At 68.3% G+C, this 14939-nt stretch carries 17 protein-coding genes; 10 read left to right on the top strand and 7 right to left on the bottom strand.

All coding sequences use genetic code 11. From position 1 onward, the window contains the following. Positions 1-62 precede the first annotated feature (62 nt). Positions 63-1988: an alpha/beta fold hydrolase gene (locus tag GVN21_RS15740; protein ID WP_166575687.1), complete on the bottom strand. Its 1926-nt coding sequence runs from the start codon at positions 1986-1988 to the stop codon at positions 63-65. A 163-nt stretch (positions 1989-2151) separates the two neighbouring features. Here GVN21_RS15740 and GVN21_RS15735 point away from each other — a divergent pair, with 163 nt between their 5' ends. Together GVN21_RS15735 and GVN21_RS15730 are read left to right on the top strand one after the other, a co-directional pair. Beyond that, positions 2152-3546: a nucleoside transporter C-terminal domain-containing protein gene (locus tag GVN21_RS15735; RefSeq protein WP_166575686.1), complete on the top strand. Its 1395-nt coding sequence runs from the start codon at positions 2152-2154 to the stop codon at positions 3544-3546. Positions 3547-3562: 16 nt separating this feature from the next. Beyond that, the gene (locus tag GVN21_RS15730) at positions 3563-4186 is read left to right on the top strand and encodes a glutathione S-transferase (RefSeq protein WP_166575685.1); all 624 of its coding nucleotides are present in this window, start codon (positions 3563-3565) and stop codon (positions 4184-4186) included. Here the strand turns inward: GVN21_RS15730 and GVN21_RS15725 are convergent. Next, a complete protein-coding gene (locus tag GVN21_RS15725; protein ID WP_166575684.1) occupies positions 4183-5181 on the bottom strand; it encodes an MsnO8 family LLM class oxidoreductase in 999 nt (332 codons plus the stop codon). The genes GVN21_RS15730 and GVN21_RS15725 overlap by 4 nt on opposite strands. A gap of 271 nt (positions 5182-5452) precedes the next feature. Beyond that, on the bottom strand, positions 5453-5905 hold the full coding sequence (locus GVN21_RS15720) for a PaaI family thioesterase (RefSeq protein WP_166575683.1): 453 nt from the start codon (positions 5903-5905) through the stop codon (positions 5453-5455). A 78-nt stretch (positions 5906-5983) separates the two neighbouring features. Here GVN21_RS15720 and GVN21_RS15715 point away from each other — a divergent pair, with 78 nt between their 5' ends. The 8 genes from GVN21_RS15715 to GVN21_RS15680 all read left to right on the top strand — a co-directional run bounded on the left by GVN21_RS15715 (position 5984) and on the right by GVN21_RS15680 (position 11153). Continuing rightward, positions 5984-6856 carry a hypothetical protein gene (locus tag GVN21_RS15715; RefSeq protein WP_166575682.1) on the top strand — a complete coding sequence of 291 codons (873 nt, stop codon included), beginning with the start codon at positions 5984-5986 and terminating at the stop codon, positions 6854-6856. 142 nt (positions 6857-6998) lie between these two features. Next, positions 6999-7157, top strand: coding sequence for a hypothetical protein (locus GVN21_RS15710; protein ID WP_166575681.1), 159 nt, complete (start codon positions 6999-7001; stop codon positions 7155-7157). Next, positions 7154-7534 carry a type II toxin-antitoxin system VapC family toxin gene (locus GVN21_RS15705; RefSeq protein WP_166575680.1) on the top strand — a complete coding sequence of 127 codons (381 nt, stop codon included), beginning with the start codon at positions 7154-7156 and terminating at the stop codon, positions 7532-7534. Before GVN21_RS15710 ends, GVN21_RS15705 begins: the two co-directional genes overlap by 4 nt. Then, complete coding sequence (locus GVN21_RS15700) at positions 7531-7779, top strand: DUF3253 domain-containing protein (RefSeq protein WP_166575679.1); 249 nt, start codon at positions 7531-7533, stop codon at positions 7777-7779. Before GVN21_RS15705 ends, GVN21_RS15700 begins: the two co-directional genes overlap by 4 nt. Before the next feature lie 16 nt (positions 7780-7795). Then, positions 7796-8425, top strand: coding sequence for a glutathione S-transferase family protein (locus GVN21_RS15695; RefSeq protein ID WP_166575678.1), 630 nt, complete (start codon positions 7796-7798; stop codon positions 8423-8425). 15 nt (positions 8426-8440) lie between these two features. Continuing rightward, positions 8441-9025, top strand: a complete 585-nt coding sequence (locus tag GVN21_RS15690) for a uracil-DNA glycosylase family protein (RefSeq protein ID WP_166575677.1) — start codon at positions 8441-8443, stop codon at positions 9023-9025. Beyond that, complete coding sequence (locus tag GVN21_RS15685; protein WP_166575676.1) at positions 9022-9999, top strand: alpha/beta hydrolase; 978 nt, start codon at positions 9022-9024, stop codon at positions 9997-9999. The genes GVN21_RS15690 and GVN21_RS15685 overlap by 4 nt, the downstream gene beginning before the upstream one ends. A gap of 95 nt (positions 10000-10094) precedes the next feature. Further along, complete coding sequence (locus GVN21_RS15680) at positions 10095-11153, top strand: Glu/Leu/Phe/Val dehydrogenase (protein WP_166575675.1); 1059 nt, start codon at positions 10095-10097, stop codon at positions 11151-11153. A 35-nt stretch (positions 11154-11188) separates the two neighbouring features. Here GVN21_RS15680 and GVN21_RS15675 read toward each other — a convergent pair whose 3' ends face one another. The 4 genes from GVN21_RS15675 to GVN21_RS15660 all read right to left on the bottom strand — a co-directional run bounded on the left by GVN21_RS15675 (position 11189) and on the right by GVN21_RS15660 (position 14936). Further along, positions 11189-12202 carry an ABC transporter ATP-binding protein gene (locus tag GVN21_RS15675; RefSeq protein ID WP_166575674.1) on the bottom strand — a complete coding sequence of 338 codons (1014 nt, stop codon included), beginning with the start codon at positions 12200-12202 and terminating at the stop codon, positions 11189-11191. Then, positions 12199-13662, bottom strand: a complete 1464-nt coding sequence (locus GVN21_RS15670) for an MFS transporter (RefSeq protein WP_346764277.1) — start codon at positions 13660-13662, stop codon at positions 12199-12201. The genes GVN21_RS15675 and GVN21_RS15670 overlap by 4 nt, the downstream gene beginning before the upstream one ends. A gap of 38 nt (positions 13663-13700) precedes the next feature. Then, positions 13701-14666 (bottom strand): hypothetical protein, encoded by a 966-nt coding sequence (locus tag GVN21_RS15665; RefSeq protein ID WP_166575673.1) that lies wholly within the window; start codon positions 14664-14666, stop codon positions 13701-13703. A 126-nt stretch (positions 14667-14792) separates the two neighbouring features. After that, entirely contained in the window at positions 14793-14936 is a 144-nt protein-coding gene (locus tag GVN21_RS15660) for a hypothetical protein (RefSeq protein ID WP_166575672.1), read from the bottom strand. Positions 14937-14939 lie beyond the last annotated feature (3 nt).

Genomic DNA, 14939 nt, shown 5'->3' with positions numbered 1-14939 from the left:
CGCGCGCCTCTAAAGGGAGTTTGGCTCGCCGTCGCGACCGGTTCAACCCAGTGACGCCCGCGTCACTTTTCGGCGTCGAAGTGCTGCTTCAAGAAGGCAGCCTTGGCGCGGTTGTAGTCGATGATGTTAGGCAGGTTGGTCAGCACATGGCCCTCGTCGCCGTAGCGCCGATAGATGACCTTGCCACCCGCTTTGCGGATCGCGGTGACGAATTCGTCGTGTTCGCCGGCCCCGTTGCGCGGATCGTTGGCGCCGGCCTGCAGCAGCAGGGGGTCGCGGATCTTGCCGGCGTTGTTGATCGGCGAAATGGAGGCAAAGAAGGCCCGGTCATCGGGATTGTCGATGTCGCCGTACTCCAGGCGGTCAGACGCCTTTAGCTGTGGCGAAGCATCCTGCAGATTGCGGACCCAATCGGCGACACCCACTTCGCTGACCCCCGCCACGAACACGCCAGGATAGGCGCCCATCACGGCGTTGGTCAGGTAGCCTCCGTAAGATATGCCGCCGACCGCCACCCGTGATCCGTCGAGATTGGGCTGCTGCTTGATCCAGCCCACAGCGTCGATCAGGTCGCCCAGTTCGTTGACGCGCAGCCGCTTGTCGTTGAGGGTCGTCAGCGATTTTCCGGATCCTGTTGAGCCGCGATAGTTGAAGTCGAGCACCGCATAGCCATTGGCGACCAGGTTCTGAATCTCCGGCGCCCAGTCGGCGCGGGCATGGCTGGTCGGGCCGCCGTGCAGGCTCAGATAGACCGGAACCTTACCCTTGGCGCTCTTGGGCATGTAGAGCAGCCCGCTCAGCGGGACGCCGTCGCGGGCCTTGAACTTGACCACGGTCGGGATCGCCATCGCCGAGAGGTCTAGGCCCGCCGCATCCGGCCCCACGACCATGGCCGCCTTGCCGCTCGCGATATCCCAGCGCCAGACCTCACCGGGCGTGGCCGGGCCGCTCACCGTGATGGCGAGCACCGGCGTCGCCTTGGCGAAGCTGAGCCCATAGTTGCCCGGCTGCATCGGCGGGACCTTCAGCGCCTTGCCGGTCTTCAGGTCGCGCCCGTAGAGGGTGTGGAAACCGCCCTCGTCGGTGGCCCAGACCAGGTAGCGGCCGTCGGCGCTGAGGGCAGCCCTGACGACGTCGGCCTTGGGCGCCTCGATGACCTTCGTCTGACCCGAGGCCAGGTCGTGGTGGGCGAGGGCGGTGAACTCGCGGTCCTCATTGGTCGTGAGGTAGAAGCCCTTGCCGTCCGGGATCCATGCGAAGTCGCCATAGTCCGACGCCTCGGCCGGCTTGAAGAGCGTCTTCTCGGTACCGGCGGAAAGGTCGATCAGGCTGACGTCCCGACCAGCCTCGCCCCGGGCCTCGACGGCGATCAGCAGCCGGCCGCCTGGCTGGACGCTGGCGGGGTAAAGGCCCATCCGGCCCTGCATCAGCAGCTTGCTGCCGCCGCCCTCGACGTCCGCCGAATAGAAGTCGAACTCGCGGCCGTTGCGCTGGGTGGTGGCGTAGATGATCCGGCGGCTGTCCGGGGTGAAGTTGCCGAAGGCCGTGAACGCTTCGCTCTGAGGCAGAACCACGCGCTCGCGCAGGCCGTCGGGGGTAACCGAGTAGTATCCATAGCGCTCGTTGCCGCCGCGGTCGGCGCCGTAGACCAGCGCCTTTCCGTCCGGGGTCCACACCGCGCCATCGACGCCCAGGCCATAGGTCAGCTGTCTGGGCGCCCCGCCGTTCACCGCATCCACGATCCAGATCTGCGGCTGGCCGGTCACCTTGCTGATGTAGGCTACCCAGCGGCCGTCGGGGGACAACTGGCCGCTGGTCGGACCCTGGGCCAGGAAGTAGCGGGTGGTGTCGACCTCTCCGCTGCCAGCCAGACCCACGCTGACCGGGCCCGGGATCGGAATGTCCTCCTTGTTGGGCCATTCGGGCGCCGCCGCCGCGATGAGCAGCATCGCTGCGGGCGCGGCGAGAAGCGCGGCAAGACGTGTCATGGAACGAGGCCCCCAAAGGTGTGGGCGAACGATGTCATTCCGACCCGGATCGGGCAACAGTCATGCGCGCCCTAGCGCCGCCTTGCTTCGGGATGGGCATTCGTCGTCAATAGGCGGCAGAGGCGCGCCCTCCGGCGGGGAGTCGGGCGGCCGGAGGGTTGAGATGTTCCGACTGGAGAATGCCCAGAGCCTGGTCGGCCTGGCGCTGACCGTGCTGCTCTGCTGGCTGGTGTCGGAGAACCGGCGCGAATTTCCCTGGCGGCTGGCGATCGGGGCCCTGCTGGTTCAGGTCGGGCTGATCTTTCTGCTGTTCGGGGTCCCGGCGCTACAGGGCGTGGTGCTGGGGATCAGCCAGGCGGTCGATGGGTTGGCCGCCGGCACGGCCAAGGGCACGCAGTTCGTGTTCGGCTATCTGGGGGGTGGCGATTCCCCTTACCCGGTGACCAACCCCAACGCCGGCTTCGTGTTCGCCTTCCAGGTGCTGCCGCTGATCCTGGTGATCTCGGCGCTGTCAGCTCTGCTGTGGCACTGGGGGATCCTCAAGTGGATCATCCGGGGTTTCGGCTTCCTGTTCGAAAAGGTGATGGGCATGGGCGGCGCATCCGCCACGGCCACCGCTGCCAACATCTTCGTCGGCATGGTCGAGACTCCGATCATCATCCGCGCCTACCTCGACAAGCTGACCCGCTCCGAACTCTTCCTGATGATGGTCGTCGGCCTAGCCACCGTGGCCGGCTCGACCATGGTCGCCTATGCGCTGGTTCTGAAGGACAGTCTGCCCAACGCGGCGGCCCATGTGCTGGTCGCCTCGGTGGTGTCGGCGCCGGCCGGGGTGCTGCTGGCAAGAGTGGTCATCCCTGAGGCCAAGGGGGTGCAGGGCGTCACCGCCGACTACACCTCGCTGCTGCGCTACGAGAGCTCCATCGACGCCATCTCCAAGGGGGTGGCCGACGGGCTGATGGTGGTGCTGAACATCAGCGCCATCCTGATCGTTTTCGTGGCCCTGGTGGCCATCGCCAACCTTGTGCTGGGCCTGCTGCCCGACATCGCCGGCGCGCCCGTGACCATCGAGCGGGTCCTGGGCATCGTCTTCTCGCCCTTGGCCTGGTCGATGGGGATCAGTTGGGAGGAAGCGAGCAAGGCCGGTTGGCTGCTGGGGGTCAAGCTGATGCTGACCGAGTTCATCGGCTTTATCGAGCTGGGCCGCATCCCAGCCGGGGAGATGAGCGAGCGGGCCCGGATGATCATGACCTATGCCCTATGCGGCTTCGCCAACGTGGGTTCGGTGGGGATCACCGTCTCGGGCCTGGGCGTGCTGATGCCCGAGCGGCGGGCGGAGGTGATCGGCATGGTCTGGAAGGCCCTGCTGGCCGGCTTCCTGGCTACCTGCATGACCGCCAGTGTGGTGGGGGCCATGCCGCGCGAGCTGTTCGGCATCGGGGCCGACGCGCCGGTGGCTGCCGCGCCCGCGCCTGTTGCCGCCCCGCCGGCTGAGCCGGCCCCGGCGCCCGCACCGACCAAGACCGAAACGACGCCCGCCGAGGCGCCGAAAACCTGACCGGGGAGACCAAGCCTTGAAACTCTACGATAGCTTCCGCGCGCCCAATCCGCGCCGCGTGCGCTGGTTCCTGGCCGAGAAGGGCGACCACGAGGTCGAGATCGTCAACCTCGACGTCTTCAAGGGCGAGCACCGGGCGCCGGAATACCTGGCCAAGGCGGGCCTGGCCAATGTGCCGGCGCTGGAGATCGACGACCAGACGACGATCACCGAGTCGGTGGCCATCTGCCGGTACCTGGAAAGCGTCTATCCCGAGCCCAACATGTTCGGCCGCGACGCCAAGGAAGCCGCCGTCATCGAAATGTGGCTGCGCCGGGCGGAAATGATGCTGGCCACGCCCCTGATGCTGGCCGTGCGCCACAGTCACCCGGCCCTGGCGGCCCTGGAAAAGCAGATCCCAGAGATCGCCGAGAGCAACCATCGCGGCGGCGAGCGGGCGATGAAGGTGTTCGACCGCCGGCTGGCGGAGAGCGAATTCATCGCCGGGGACCGGATCACCATGGCCGACATCGTCGCGGCCACGGCGATCGACTTCTCCCGCATGGCCAAGTTCTCGATCCCCGAGGACCTGACCCACGCCAGGCGTTGGTACGAGGCAATGATGGCCCGTCCGGCGGCGGCGGCCGGGGTGAAGGCCTAGGCGGCGATCATCAGCTCAAGCGACCGGACCTGATCGTCCAGGCTCGGTCCCGCCGCGATGACGAACAACTCGTCGGCCCCGGTCTCCGCCAGCTTGGCGGCCAGGCCGGCGCGCACGGTCGGGCCATCTCCGACCAAGGCCCGCGCCTCGGCCGCCGCGATGGCCGAATGGCCGGCCTTGTCGGCCAGCCGGGCCTCCGCCGCCTCGACCGAGGGGAAGACCTCCAGCAGGCCTTCGGCCTCACCCACCACCCAGGCGCGGCGAGGGGCGTCCAGCCGTCGGGCGTCCTCCGTCGTGTCGGCGGCGAAAACGGCGATGGCCGTGGCTGCGTGGGGCGCGCGGCGGAACAGGGACGGGCGGAAGGCGGCGCGATAGGCCGAGATAGCCTCGGTCGAACCCTGGCCGCTGAGGAACTCGGCATAGACCATGCCGACACCCAGCTGTCCGGCGATGGCCGCGCTGCGGGCCGAGGAGCAGAGGACGAACAGGTCCGGGTGTGTGGGGCCCCAGGGCTGCGCCTGGACGCCCTTCAGCGGGTGGCCGAGCGGGAAGGGTTGACGCCCGCCGGCGTCGAGCAGGAAGGCCTGCAACAATGGAAAAAAGCTGGGGAAGGCCTGTAGCCCGGCGGTGCGCAGGGCCTGGCCGGTGCGCTCGTCGCCGCCGACCGAACGGCCGATGCCCAGGTCGATCCGCCCCGGCGCCAGCGCCTCCAGGGTCATGAACTGCTCGGCCACCTTCAGCGGGCTGTAGTTGGCCAGCAGCACCCCGCCGGAGCCCAGCCGGATGCGGCTGGTCGCCTGGGTCAGCGCGGCGATCAGGATTTCCGGCGCCGTGCCCGCGTGAGAGGCCGTCGAGTGATGCTCCGCAACCCAGTAGCGCCGATACCCCAGCTCGTCCGCCGCGCGCGCCAGATCAAGGCTCCGGCGGATGGCCTCCGCCGGGGTCGAGCCGGACTGGATTGTCGACAGGTCGAGGATGGACAGCGGCAGGGTCATGCACCGCCAGTCCTGCCCGCGCGCGGCGGGCTAGGCAAGTATCAGACGTCGCGCGACAGGGTCGCGTACAGCCCGGTGTCGCGCGCGTCCGACAGAGCCGTGACGGCCAGGGCGGTGCTGAGCACCAGCGAGGAACAGAAAATGAGGAACAGTTTCCTCATGGCAGGATCTCCCGTTTGTCCGAGGACTTAGGTGGGAGAACACAGGTGTGATTTCAACTTAACGACATGTCATGCGGCATGAAGCTTTTTTCATGTGGCGTTCAGCTTCTCTAGAGTCTGCGGGCCACCCGCTTGACCACGCCCGAGAAGGGCATCATGGGCTCGCCGCCGGTGGAGATCAGGCCGCGCACGAAGACCATCGATTTGCCGGCCTTGACCACCTCGCCGGTGCATTCGATCAGGTCGCCGACATGGGCGGTGCCGACGAACTCTCCGCCGAGGCTGACCGTCACCGAATGACCGCCCTCCAGTTCCTTGGCCGCGATGGCGAACAGGCAGAAGTCGGCGAAGGTCAACACGCAGCCGCCGTGCATGAAGCCACCGCCGTTCATATGCTTGGCCTCTGCCCGGAAGGCGCAGCGGATGGTCCCGTCCGCCTCCTCGCGGAAGTAGAAGGGCCCCGACTGGCTCTCGAAGGGGTCGCCCGGCCAGGTGCGCCAGCCGGCGAAGTCGCCCTCGGTGACCAGGCGCGGCCCGCCCTGCATTTCGTTACTGCCGTCCATTGCGTATGATCCTCTCGTTGCGGGCTAGATAGCGGCGACGGGGCGGCGATGCGATCCTGGATTTTGCGAATTGCGGCGGTGTTTGTCCTGGCCGCCGGCTTATTGTCAGCGGGGATGGCGGCGGCGGAAGACCCGCTGAGCAAGAAGGAGTTCCTCGACTACTACCTCGCCGAGCTGGCCCGCGCCGCGCCGGAGACGAAGGTGGTGGTGGTCTCTGATCTTGAGTTGAAGATCACCGGCCCGGACGGTGTGGAGAAGACCCAGTATCTCGACAATGCCTATCGCGAGTACCGCGCCAATCCCGAGTTTCTGGACGAAACGGTGGCGCGCTTCGTGCGGGTGGCGACCGCCCTGGTCGAAGTCGAGGGTTCTGCTTTGACCGCCGGCAACGCCATCGTCCTGGTTCGGTCGATGGAGTTCATCGAGTCCTACGAAGCGCTCCTCGCCGAGCAGGTACAGGCGCCGGACAAGGGCGGTCTGGCATATCGCCCTCTGCCCGGCGGCCTTGTGGCGATCATCGCCGCCGACCGGCCGGACGTGTATTCCTATTCGATGCAGCAGGACGTGGTCGACAAGCTGGGCTCACTCGACCGGGCTTGGAATATCGCTCTGGCCAACACCCCCGGCCTGATCGGCAAACCCGAAGGCGAGGAAATCGGCGATCTGGTGCTGATCACCACGCCGGGCGGATCGGCCTCCAGCCTGCTGGTCGTCGACGACTTTTGGGCGACGCTGGAAAAGACGGGCGTGGGCGTGCCCGTGGTTCTTGTAACTGGCCGGAACACTCTCCTCATAGGGTTCGAGGGGCGGCGTGATTCCCTGCGCGACCTCAAGCTGATCGGCCGGAAGATGGTCGAGGAGCCCGGCGAGTTTGACGAGCCCATGCTGTCGAGCGCCCTTCTGGCTTGGCGCAACGGGAAATGGGAGTTGTACGAGGCGTATCCGTACTAGGCGCTTTGACAGCATTGCTATCATTGCTTACGTTGCTGGCATGGCAACCCTGACCATCCGAAACCTCAGCGACCAAGCCCACGACGCACTACGTCGCCGCGCGGCCGAAAACCGGCGCTCGATGGAGGCGGAGGCGAGGTCCTTGCTCGAGGCCTTGAACGACAACCCCCGACCCCCCTTGGACCAGGACCGGCTCAAACGCCTACAGGCCCGGGCGATCAAGGCGTTCGGCGGCGAAGAGGCCAAGGCGGGCGAGGTTGACCGGTTCATCGCAGAGCGGTCGCGGCTCTGGGGCGAATGATCGTCCTCGATTCTTCCGCGGTGCTTGCCGTCCTGCTCAACGAACGGGGCGCCGACACGCTCGCGGCGCGACTTCCCGGTGCGGTGATCGGCGCCGCCAACCTGGCGGAAGTCCTCAGCCTTCTGGCGGAGCGCGGCGAAGACCCGGTCTTCTTCGAGTCGGAACTGCGCGGATTCGGCTTGGAAGTCGCCCCGGTGACGGCCGAACATGCCCTCGGGGCCGCCTTGATCTATCAACGGCTCGGCCGCTCGGCCAACCTGTCGATGGGCGATCGACTGTGCATTGCCTTGGCTCAGGATCGTCGCATGCCCATTCTTACCGCCGACCGCGCCTGGGCCCGGTTCGACTTTGGAGTTCCCATGGAAATCGGCCGATGACCTCCCCGATCGAAGACGCCATCCTCTCAATCCTGGCCGAGCAGCCCGCCGGCAAAAGCATCGACCCGGCCCAGGTGGCCAAGCAACTGCAGCCCGAGCGCTGGCAGCGGATCCTGGGCCAGGTGCGCTCCACCGCCGTCGGCATGGCGCGGCAGGGCCAGGTGGTCATCCTGCGCCATAACAAGCCCGCTGATCCCGATAGCTTCAAGGGCGTCTATCGGATACGACTGCCGCAAAGCGAATAGTCAAAGGAAACGCACTGTGATCGTATACGGCGGCACCCTGTCTCCCTTCGTGCGTAAGGCGCTGGCGGCCGCGGCCGAGAAGGGCATCGCGGTCGAAAGCAAGCCGACCCGCTTCGGCAAGCCGGACCCGGAATTCGACGCCGTCAGCCCCTTCCGAAAGATTCCGGCCCTGCGGGACGGCGACTTCACCGTCTGCGACTCCAGCGCCATCGTCCACTATTTCGAAGCCATCAAACCGCAACCGGCGCTGATCCCCGCCGAAGCCAAAGACCGGGCCAGGGTCATCTGGTTTGAGGAGTTCGCCGACACCATCCTGGTCAACGCGGCCGGGCCGATGTTCTTCAACCGCGTCGTGGCCCCGCTGCTCGGCATGCCGAGCGACGAGGAGGCGGCCATGAAGAGCGAGACGGCGATCGTGCCGGTTCTCGACTACCTGGAAAGTCTGGTCCCGGCGCCAGGCGGCTATCTGGTCGGCGACAGCCTGTCCCTGGCCGACCTGGCGGTGGCCAGCCCCTTCGCCAACCTCCGCCACCTTAAGTTCGACCTGACCCGCTGGCCCAAGACCATGGCCTGGTCCGAGGCCATGCTGGCCCGGCCCTCGTTCGCCGAGATGGTGGCCCGCGAAAGCGCGATGTTCGGTGGCTGAGCGCGTTAGGCGGGGATGAGCCTCGACGCCATCCTCGCTGACATCGCCGCCTGCCGCGCCTGCGCCGGGGAGCTGCCGCATACGCCAAGGCCGGTGACCTGGGTCTCCAGCCAGACCCGTCTGCTGATCTGCGGCCAGGCGCCCGGTCGTCGGGTGCATGAGAGCGGCGTGCCGTTCACCGATCCCTCCGGAGAGCGGTTGCGCGCCTGGATGGGCATCGATCGCGCCACCTTCTACGACCGGCCGGAGATCGGCGTCGCCGCCATGGCCTTCTGCTTTCCGGGGACCAATCCAAAGGGGGGCGACTACCCGCCGCCGCCCCGCTGCGCCGCCCTGTGGCGGCCACAGCTCCTTGCCGCCCTGCCGAATGTCGAGCTCACCCTGCTGGTCGGCGGCTATGCCCAGGCGTGGGCCCTGGGCGACCGCGCAAAGGCCAATATGACCGAGACGGTGCGGGCCTGGCGCGACTACCTGCCCCGGTACCTGCCCATGCCGCATCCGTCCTGGCGCAACACCGCCTGGCTGAAGCGCAATCCCTGGTTCGAGGACGAAGTAACGCCTTTCCTTCGCCATCGCGTGTCGGACATTCTGGGCGGATGAAACGTCGGGCTTTCCTGCTCTCGCTCACCGCCCTCGGCGGCTGCGCTCCAATGCTGGTGCAGTCGCCGCTGACGCCCCTGGCAGGGTTCAGCGGCCCGAGTCTTGGCGAGACCGATTTCGTCAGCTTCGACGGCGCCCGCCTCGGCCTGACCGTCTGGCGAGAGACCGCGCCCCTGCGGGCGATCATCGTCGGCCTGCACGGCATGAACGACTACGCCAACGCCTTCCACCTGGCTGCGCCGATCTGGGCGGAGCAGGGGATCGCCACCTATGCCTTCGATCAGCGCGGCTTCGGCCGCTCGGTAGGGCGTGGCATCTGGGCCGGGCGCGAACTGATGACCGAGGATCTGCGGGTCTTCGTCGACCTGGTGAAGGCCCGCCATCCCGGTGTGCCGGTCACCGTGGTCGGGGAGAGCATGGGTGGGGCCGTGGCCATCTGCGCCTTCGCCGGGGCCCGCGCCCCGTCCGCCGAACGGCTGGTTCTGCTGGCCCCGGCGGTATGGGGCTGGTCCAGCCAGCCCCTGCCTTACAAGACGGTGCTGTGGATCACCGCCCGCGTCAGCCCCGGCAAGGCGGTGCAGCCGCCGGCTTGGCTGGCCGACGCGGTCAAGCCGTCCGACAACATCGACGAACTGCGCGCCATGGGCCGCGACCGGCTGATGATCTGGGGCGCGCGGCCCGACACCATCTCCGGCCTTGTCGACCTGATGGAGGCGGCCTGGAAGGAGATTGGCGGGGTCAAGGTCCCCACCGCCTACCTCTACGGGGCCAACGATGGGGTGATCCCCGAGGCGCCCTCCCGCCAGGCGGCGTCGCGGCTGCCGGCCGGCAATCGCTCGGCCTTCTATGCCAAGGGCTATCACCTGCTGATCCGCGACAATCAGCGCCGGATGGTGATCGAGGATGTCGCCGGCTTCACCCTGACGCCCGATGCGCCGCTGCCGTCCGGGGCGCCGCCGGTTCCCAAGCCGTGAGCAACCGTTCCCGCGTTTGAAGGGTTGTGAGGACGGCTCGTGCGGCGTAGACCCGCCGCGCGCATCGTCTTTCCCCAAACACGAAGTTTTCCGGCATGACCCTGTTCGATTCCCCCGCTTTCGAAGGCCATGAGGGCGTCCACGCCTTCGCTGATGAGGCGTCGGGTCTGAAGACGATCATCGCGGTGCATTCCACCACCCTGGGCCCGGCCGCGGGCGGTTGCCGCATGTGGCCCTACGAGAGCGCCGAGGCGGCGCTGACCGACGCGCTGAAGCTGTCGCGGGCGATGAGCTTCAAGAACGCCATGGCCGGCCTGGAGCTGGGTGGCGGCAAGTCGGTGATCATCGGCGACGCCCGAAAGGACAAGACGCCCGAATTGTTCCAGGCCTTCGGCCGCGCCGTCGAACGGGTTGGCGGCCGCTACTGGACCGCCGAGGACGTCGGCGTCTCTCCCGCCGACCTGGAAGAGGCCCGCACGGAAACCCGCTACGTCGCCGGCCTCGAAGGCCACAAGGCCGCCTCGGGCGACCCCAGCCCGGTGACCGCCGAGGGCGTGTTCCGAGGTGTGCGCCTCTGTGTTGAGCGCGCCTATGGCCGTGATCTGAACGGCGTGACAGTGGCCATCCAGGGCGTCGGCCACGTCGGCGCCTACCTGGCCGATAAGCTGCATGCGGCCGGGGCCAAGCTGATCATCACCGATGTGAACCAGGCATCGCTGGACGCCGTCGCCGCCCGCACCGGCGCGACCGTGGTCGCCCCCGACGCCATCTTCGATGCGGAAGCGGAAGTCTTCGCCCCCTGCGCCCTGGGCGGCGCGGTCACCTTCGAGACCCTGGCCCGACTGAAAGGCCGCGTCGTGGCCGGCGGCGCCAACAACCAGCTCGCGTCCGCCGAGGTGGGCCGCGCCCTGTTCGACAAGGGCCTGCTCTACGCCCCGGACTACGTGATCAACGGCGGCGGCATCATCAATGTGGCGGCTGAGATCCGCGGGCTGGAAACCGACACCGCCTTCGACCAGGCCTGGGTCGACGCCAAGCTCGACCGCCTGGCCCTGACGCTGGCCGAGGTCCTCGACCGCGCCGCCGCCGACGGCCGCCCGACGGACCAGGTCGCCAACGAGATGGCGCGCGAACGGATCGCCGCCGGGCGGTAGGCTGGATCAATCCATCGTCGGAGCACGACCCCCGCCTAGGCATCATCCCAAACCACGGAGCACAGGGCCGGGTCCAAGGTTACCCGAACCCTGTCGCCCACCGCTGGCGCGCCGGCGCTGGGCACTCGGGCGGCGCAGACGTTGTTGTTGGCCAGCAGTCGCAGGTGGGTCTGCGCGCCCAGGAACCGGCGCTCGAGCACCTCGGCTTCCATGCCCTGGTCCGACAGCCGAAAGGCCTCTGGGCGGGCGATCACCATGTCGCCTTCGGCCTCGACCGCAACGGGACCGAACGCGGTCGTCGCCAGGCCGTTGGCGACCGTCGCCGGCAGGGCGTTGGCCTCGCCCAACAGCCGCGCCGCATCGACCGACACCGGCCGCCGATAGCAGTCCTCCGGCGTTCCCGCCTGCAGCACGCGCCCGGCCCACATCAGCGCCAGGCGGTCGCCCATCCGCAGGGCTTCCTCCGGATCGTGGGTGACGATCAGCACCGCGGCGCCGCTGTCCCGCAGCACCGTCAGCAGCGAGGCGCGCATCTGCTCCCGCAGCCTTCCATCCAGACTGGAGAACGGCTCATCGAGCAGCAGAACCGCCGGCCTGGGCGCCAGGGCGCGGGCAATGGCCACCCGCTGCTGCTCCCCGCCTGAAAGCTCAGAAGGCCGCGCCTCTGCCCGATGCCAGATGTCCGCCTCGGCCAGCGCATCCTCGGTGCGGCGGTGGCGCTCTTCGGCCGGAAGGCCCGCCACCCCGAAGGCCACGTTGCCCCGCCCGTCCAGGTGGGGGAACAGGGCGTAGTCCTGGAACACCAGCCCCACGCCACGCTTTTCGGCCGGCAGATGAACCCCGGGGGCGCTGACGGCCTTGCCGCCGATGGTGATCTCGCCCCCCTCCGCCTTCTCCAACCCCGCGATCAGGCGCAGCAGGGTGCTCTTGCCGCTACCTGACGGACCCAGCAGGCAGGTTATGGTCCCAGCCTCCAAGGTCAGATCCACGCCATCCAGAGCCCGGATCGGGCCGTAGGCGCGGCGCAGTCGGCGAATCTCGACGCTCATGGCTCCTCGCCCCGGCGATGGCCGCTGATGTTGGCCCCGGCCTTGGGGTCGAGCGCAAGATAGACCGGAACCGCCAACAAGGTGACGGCCCCTATGGCGACGAACGGCAGGGTGAAGTCGGACGGCGTCAGTGCGCCATGGGCCCCGTTACGCGTCAGGTGCAGCATCAGCCCGCCGAAGCTGATCCCCAGCGCCAGGCCGATCTGCTGGCAGACCGCCTGGAGCGTAGAGGCGGCCGCCACCTTCTCGGGCGGGATGTCGGCGAAGGCGATGGTGTTGGCCGAGATGAACTGGTTGGAACGGGCGAACCCGGCCGCGAACAGCAGCCCCATGATCAGCGCCGCTGGGGTGGCGGCGGTGAAGAAACCCGGCAGGGCGGTCAGGACGGCGGTGATCGTCACGAACAGGGTCAGCTGGGCGCGAAAGCCGATCCGTTTGAGCATGAAGGCGGCGAACGGTCGGGCTCCCAGCACACCCAGCCCGCCGGCCAGGGTGACGGTCCCGGCCTGCAGCGGCGTCCAGCCGAGGGCCACCTGGAGCAAAAGCGGCATCAGGAACGGCCCGGCGCCGATGCCCAGCCGTACGAAGGTGCCGCCCAGGATGCTGGCCCGGAAGGTGGCGTGGCGCAGCAGACCCAGGTCGAGGATCGGCCGAACCTTGCGCCGCGCCATATGCAGGTAGCCCCAGGCGCAGGCCATGGCGATCGCCACGATCAACAGCTGCGCCGGCCAGGGGATCAGCCCCACACCAGCAGTCTCGGCCACCGCCACCACTCCGCAGATCGCCACGGCCGATAGGGCAAAGCCGCTCCAGTCGAACCGCCCGGGGTCTGGCGTGACGATGTGCGGCACGAACCGCATCACCGCCGCCATGCCCAGCAGGCCGACCGGCACGTTCAGCCAGAAGATCCACGGCCAGTCGGCGACCTCCAGCACGAAGCCGGCCAGCGGCGGCCCCACCAGAGGGCCCACCAGGGCGGGCATGGTGAACCAGCCCATCGCGGTCAGCAGCTTTTCCTTCGGGGTCGAACCGACCACGATCAGCCGCGCCACCGGGGTCATCATCGCTCCGCCCATCCCCTGGATGATCCGGAACACGACAAGCTGCTCCAGCGAGGTGGAAAACCCGTTCAGCACCGATCCGGTGAGGAACACTGTCATCGCCACAAGGAAGACCCGCCGCGCCCCGAACCGCTCGGCCGCCCAGCCGCTGACCGGCACGAACACCGCCAGGGCCAGGATGTAGCTGGTCAGGGCCAGCTTGAGGTGGATGGGATCGGCGTCGAAAGCCTTCGCCAGGGTCGGCAGGGCGGTCGACAGGGAGGTGGAGTCGATGAACTCCATGAACAGGGCGCTGGCCACCGCCAACGAAGCCAGGCGCGATCCGGTGGTCTGGGGCGGCGGCGGAACGACCGGCTCGGGCGGCCGCGGCGTCTGCTGGGCGGGTGGAAGGTCGGACACGGCCCTTCTCTAGAGGGCCTGAGGGCGCTCGGGGAAGGCTACTCGCGCGGAATTCCGCGCCGGGCCTTGGGCGGGGGCAGGCGCTTGCCGCCGCTGATGGTGAAGGACAGGCCGAACACGGTGTCCTCCCGCGTATGGCCGTAGGCGCCGATTTCGCGCTGGGTGGCGACGCCGGAGATTTGCATCGAGCCTTTTCGCCAGCCGAGGCCCAACTGGATCTTGCCGTATTCGGCAAGCTTCTCGACCGACCAGCTGCTGCGCTGCTGCCCGGTCTTTTTCGGCGAGCCGAAAAGGTTGAAGCCGACCGCGTCGCCGGAGGTGGCGGCGAAGGCGAACCAGCGGCCTTCCTTGCGGGTCTCGGGCGAGAGGTCCACCTGGACGCCCAGACGGCGGGTATCGAACAGTCGCGATCGAGCGGGAATGTTGGCGGCGGCCAGATTCTGGCGACCGTCGCGTTCGCCGAAACTGAGGCCGGAGCCTGGATTGAGCGGCGACTCGCCCGTGGTCAGGCTGAGCGACACGCGCCGGGTGGGGGCGAACATGCCCAGCGGCGTCATGGTCGGCCGGAAGGCCTGGCGGGGGCCGGGCGTGGCCAGGGCGGCCATCCGGGCGCCGCCCACGCCCCGCGCCGGCTGTGGGCTCGGCAGCACGCGGGCCATGATCAGGCCGGTTGCGTCGGGGGCGGGCGGGGCTTCGGCGGCGGCCATCTCGATCGGAGCCGTCGGCGGAACCGCGCCGCCCGCCGGGACGGGCGCCGCCCCGGCCAGTTCGATCTGTTGGGGCGGGCCATCGTCAAAGCGGCTGGTGCGGATCGGCGCGTCCGGGTCGTCGCTGACCCGGTCGGACGCCGAGCCGCCGCTGAAGGTGCTGGAGAAGTCGGCCGATTTCATCAGGCTGGTGTCGGACAGACCGTCGGCCCCCGCGCCGACCACCGACACGGCCGACAGCCCGGCCGCGGTTACGGCGGTCAGGCAGACCAGCGCTACTCCCGCAAACGGCCGCATTCACTCCCCCAGCCATTTCCCCTGCCATAAAGGTTAACCGGATGAGCGCGAGCCGCAACCCTGGTCGCTGTTCAGGCGAGCATTCGGCGGATCACGTTTCGTGACGCGGTGGTAGCTGAACGCCGATCAATGCGCCGGGCGGCGCTTGGGCGACTCGCGGTCCTTGACCTTGGTTGCCGCCTTTTCAGCCTTGCGGCCGTTCTGCGGTTCGGGCGCCGATTTGCAGAAGCTGTTCCAGACAGGCTCCTGGTGTTGGAAATTTGAGGTCATCAC

This window comes from Caulobacter sp. SLTY, from assembly GCF_009905535.1.
GTDB lineage: Bacteria > Pseudomonadota > Alphaproteobacteria > Caulobacterales > Caulobacteraceae > Caulobacter.
This window is presented reverse-complemented; position numbering and strand designations above follow the sequence as displayed.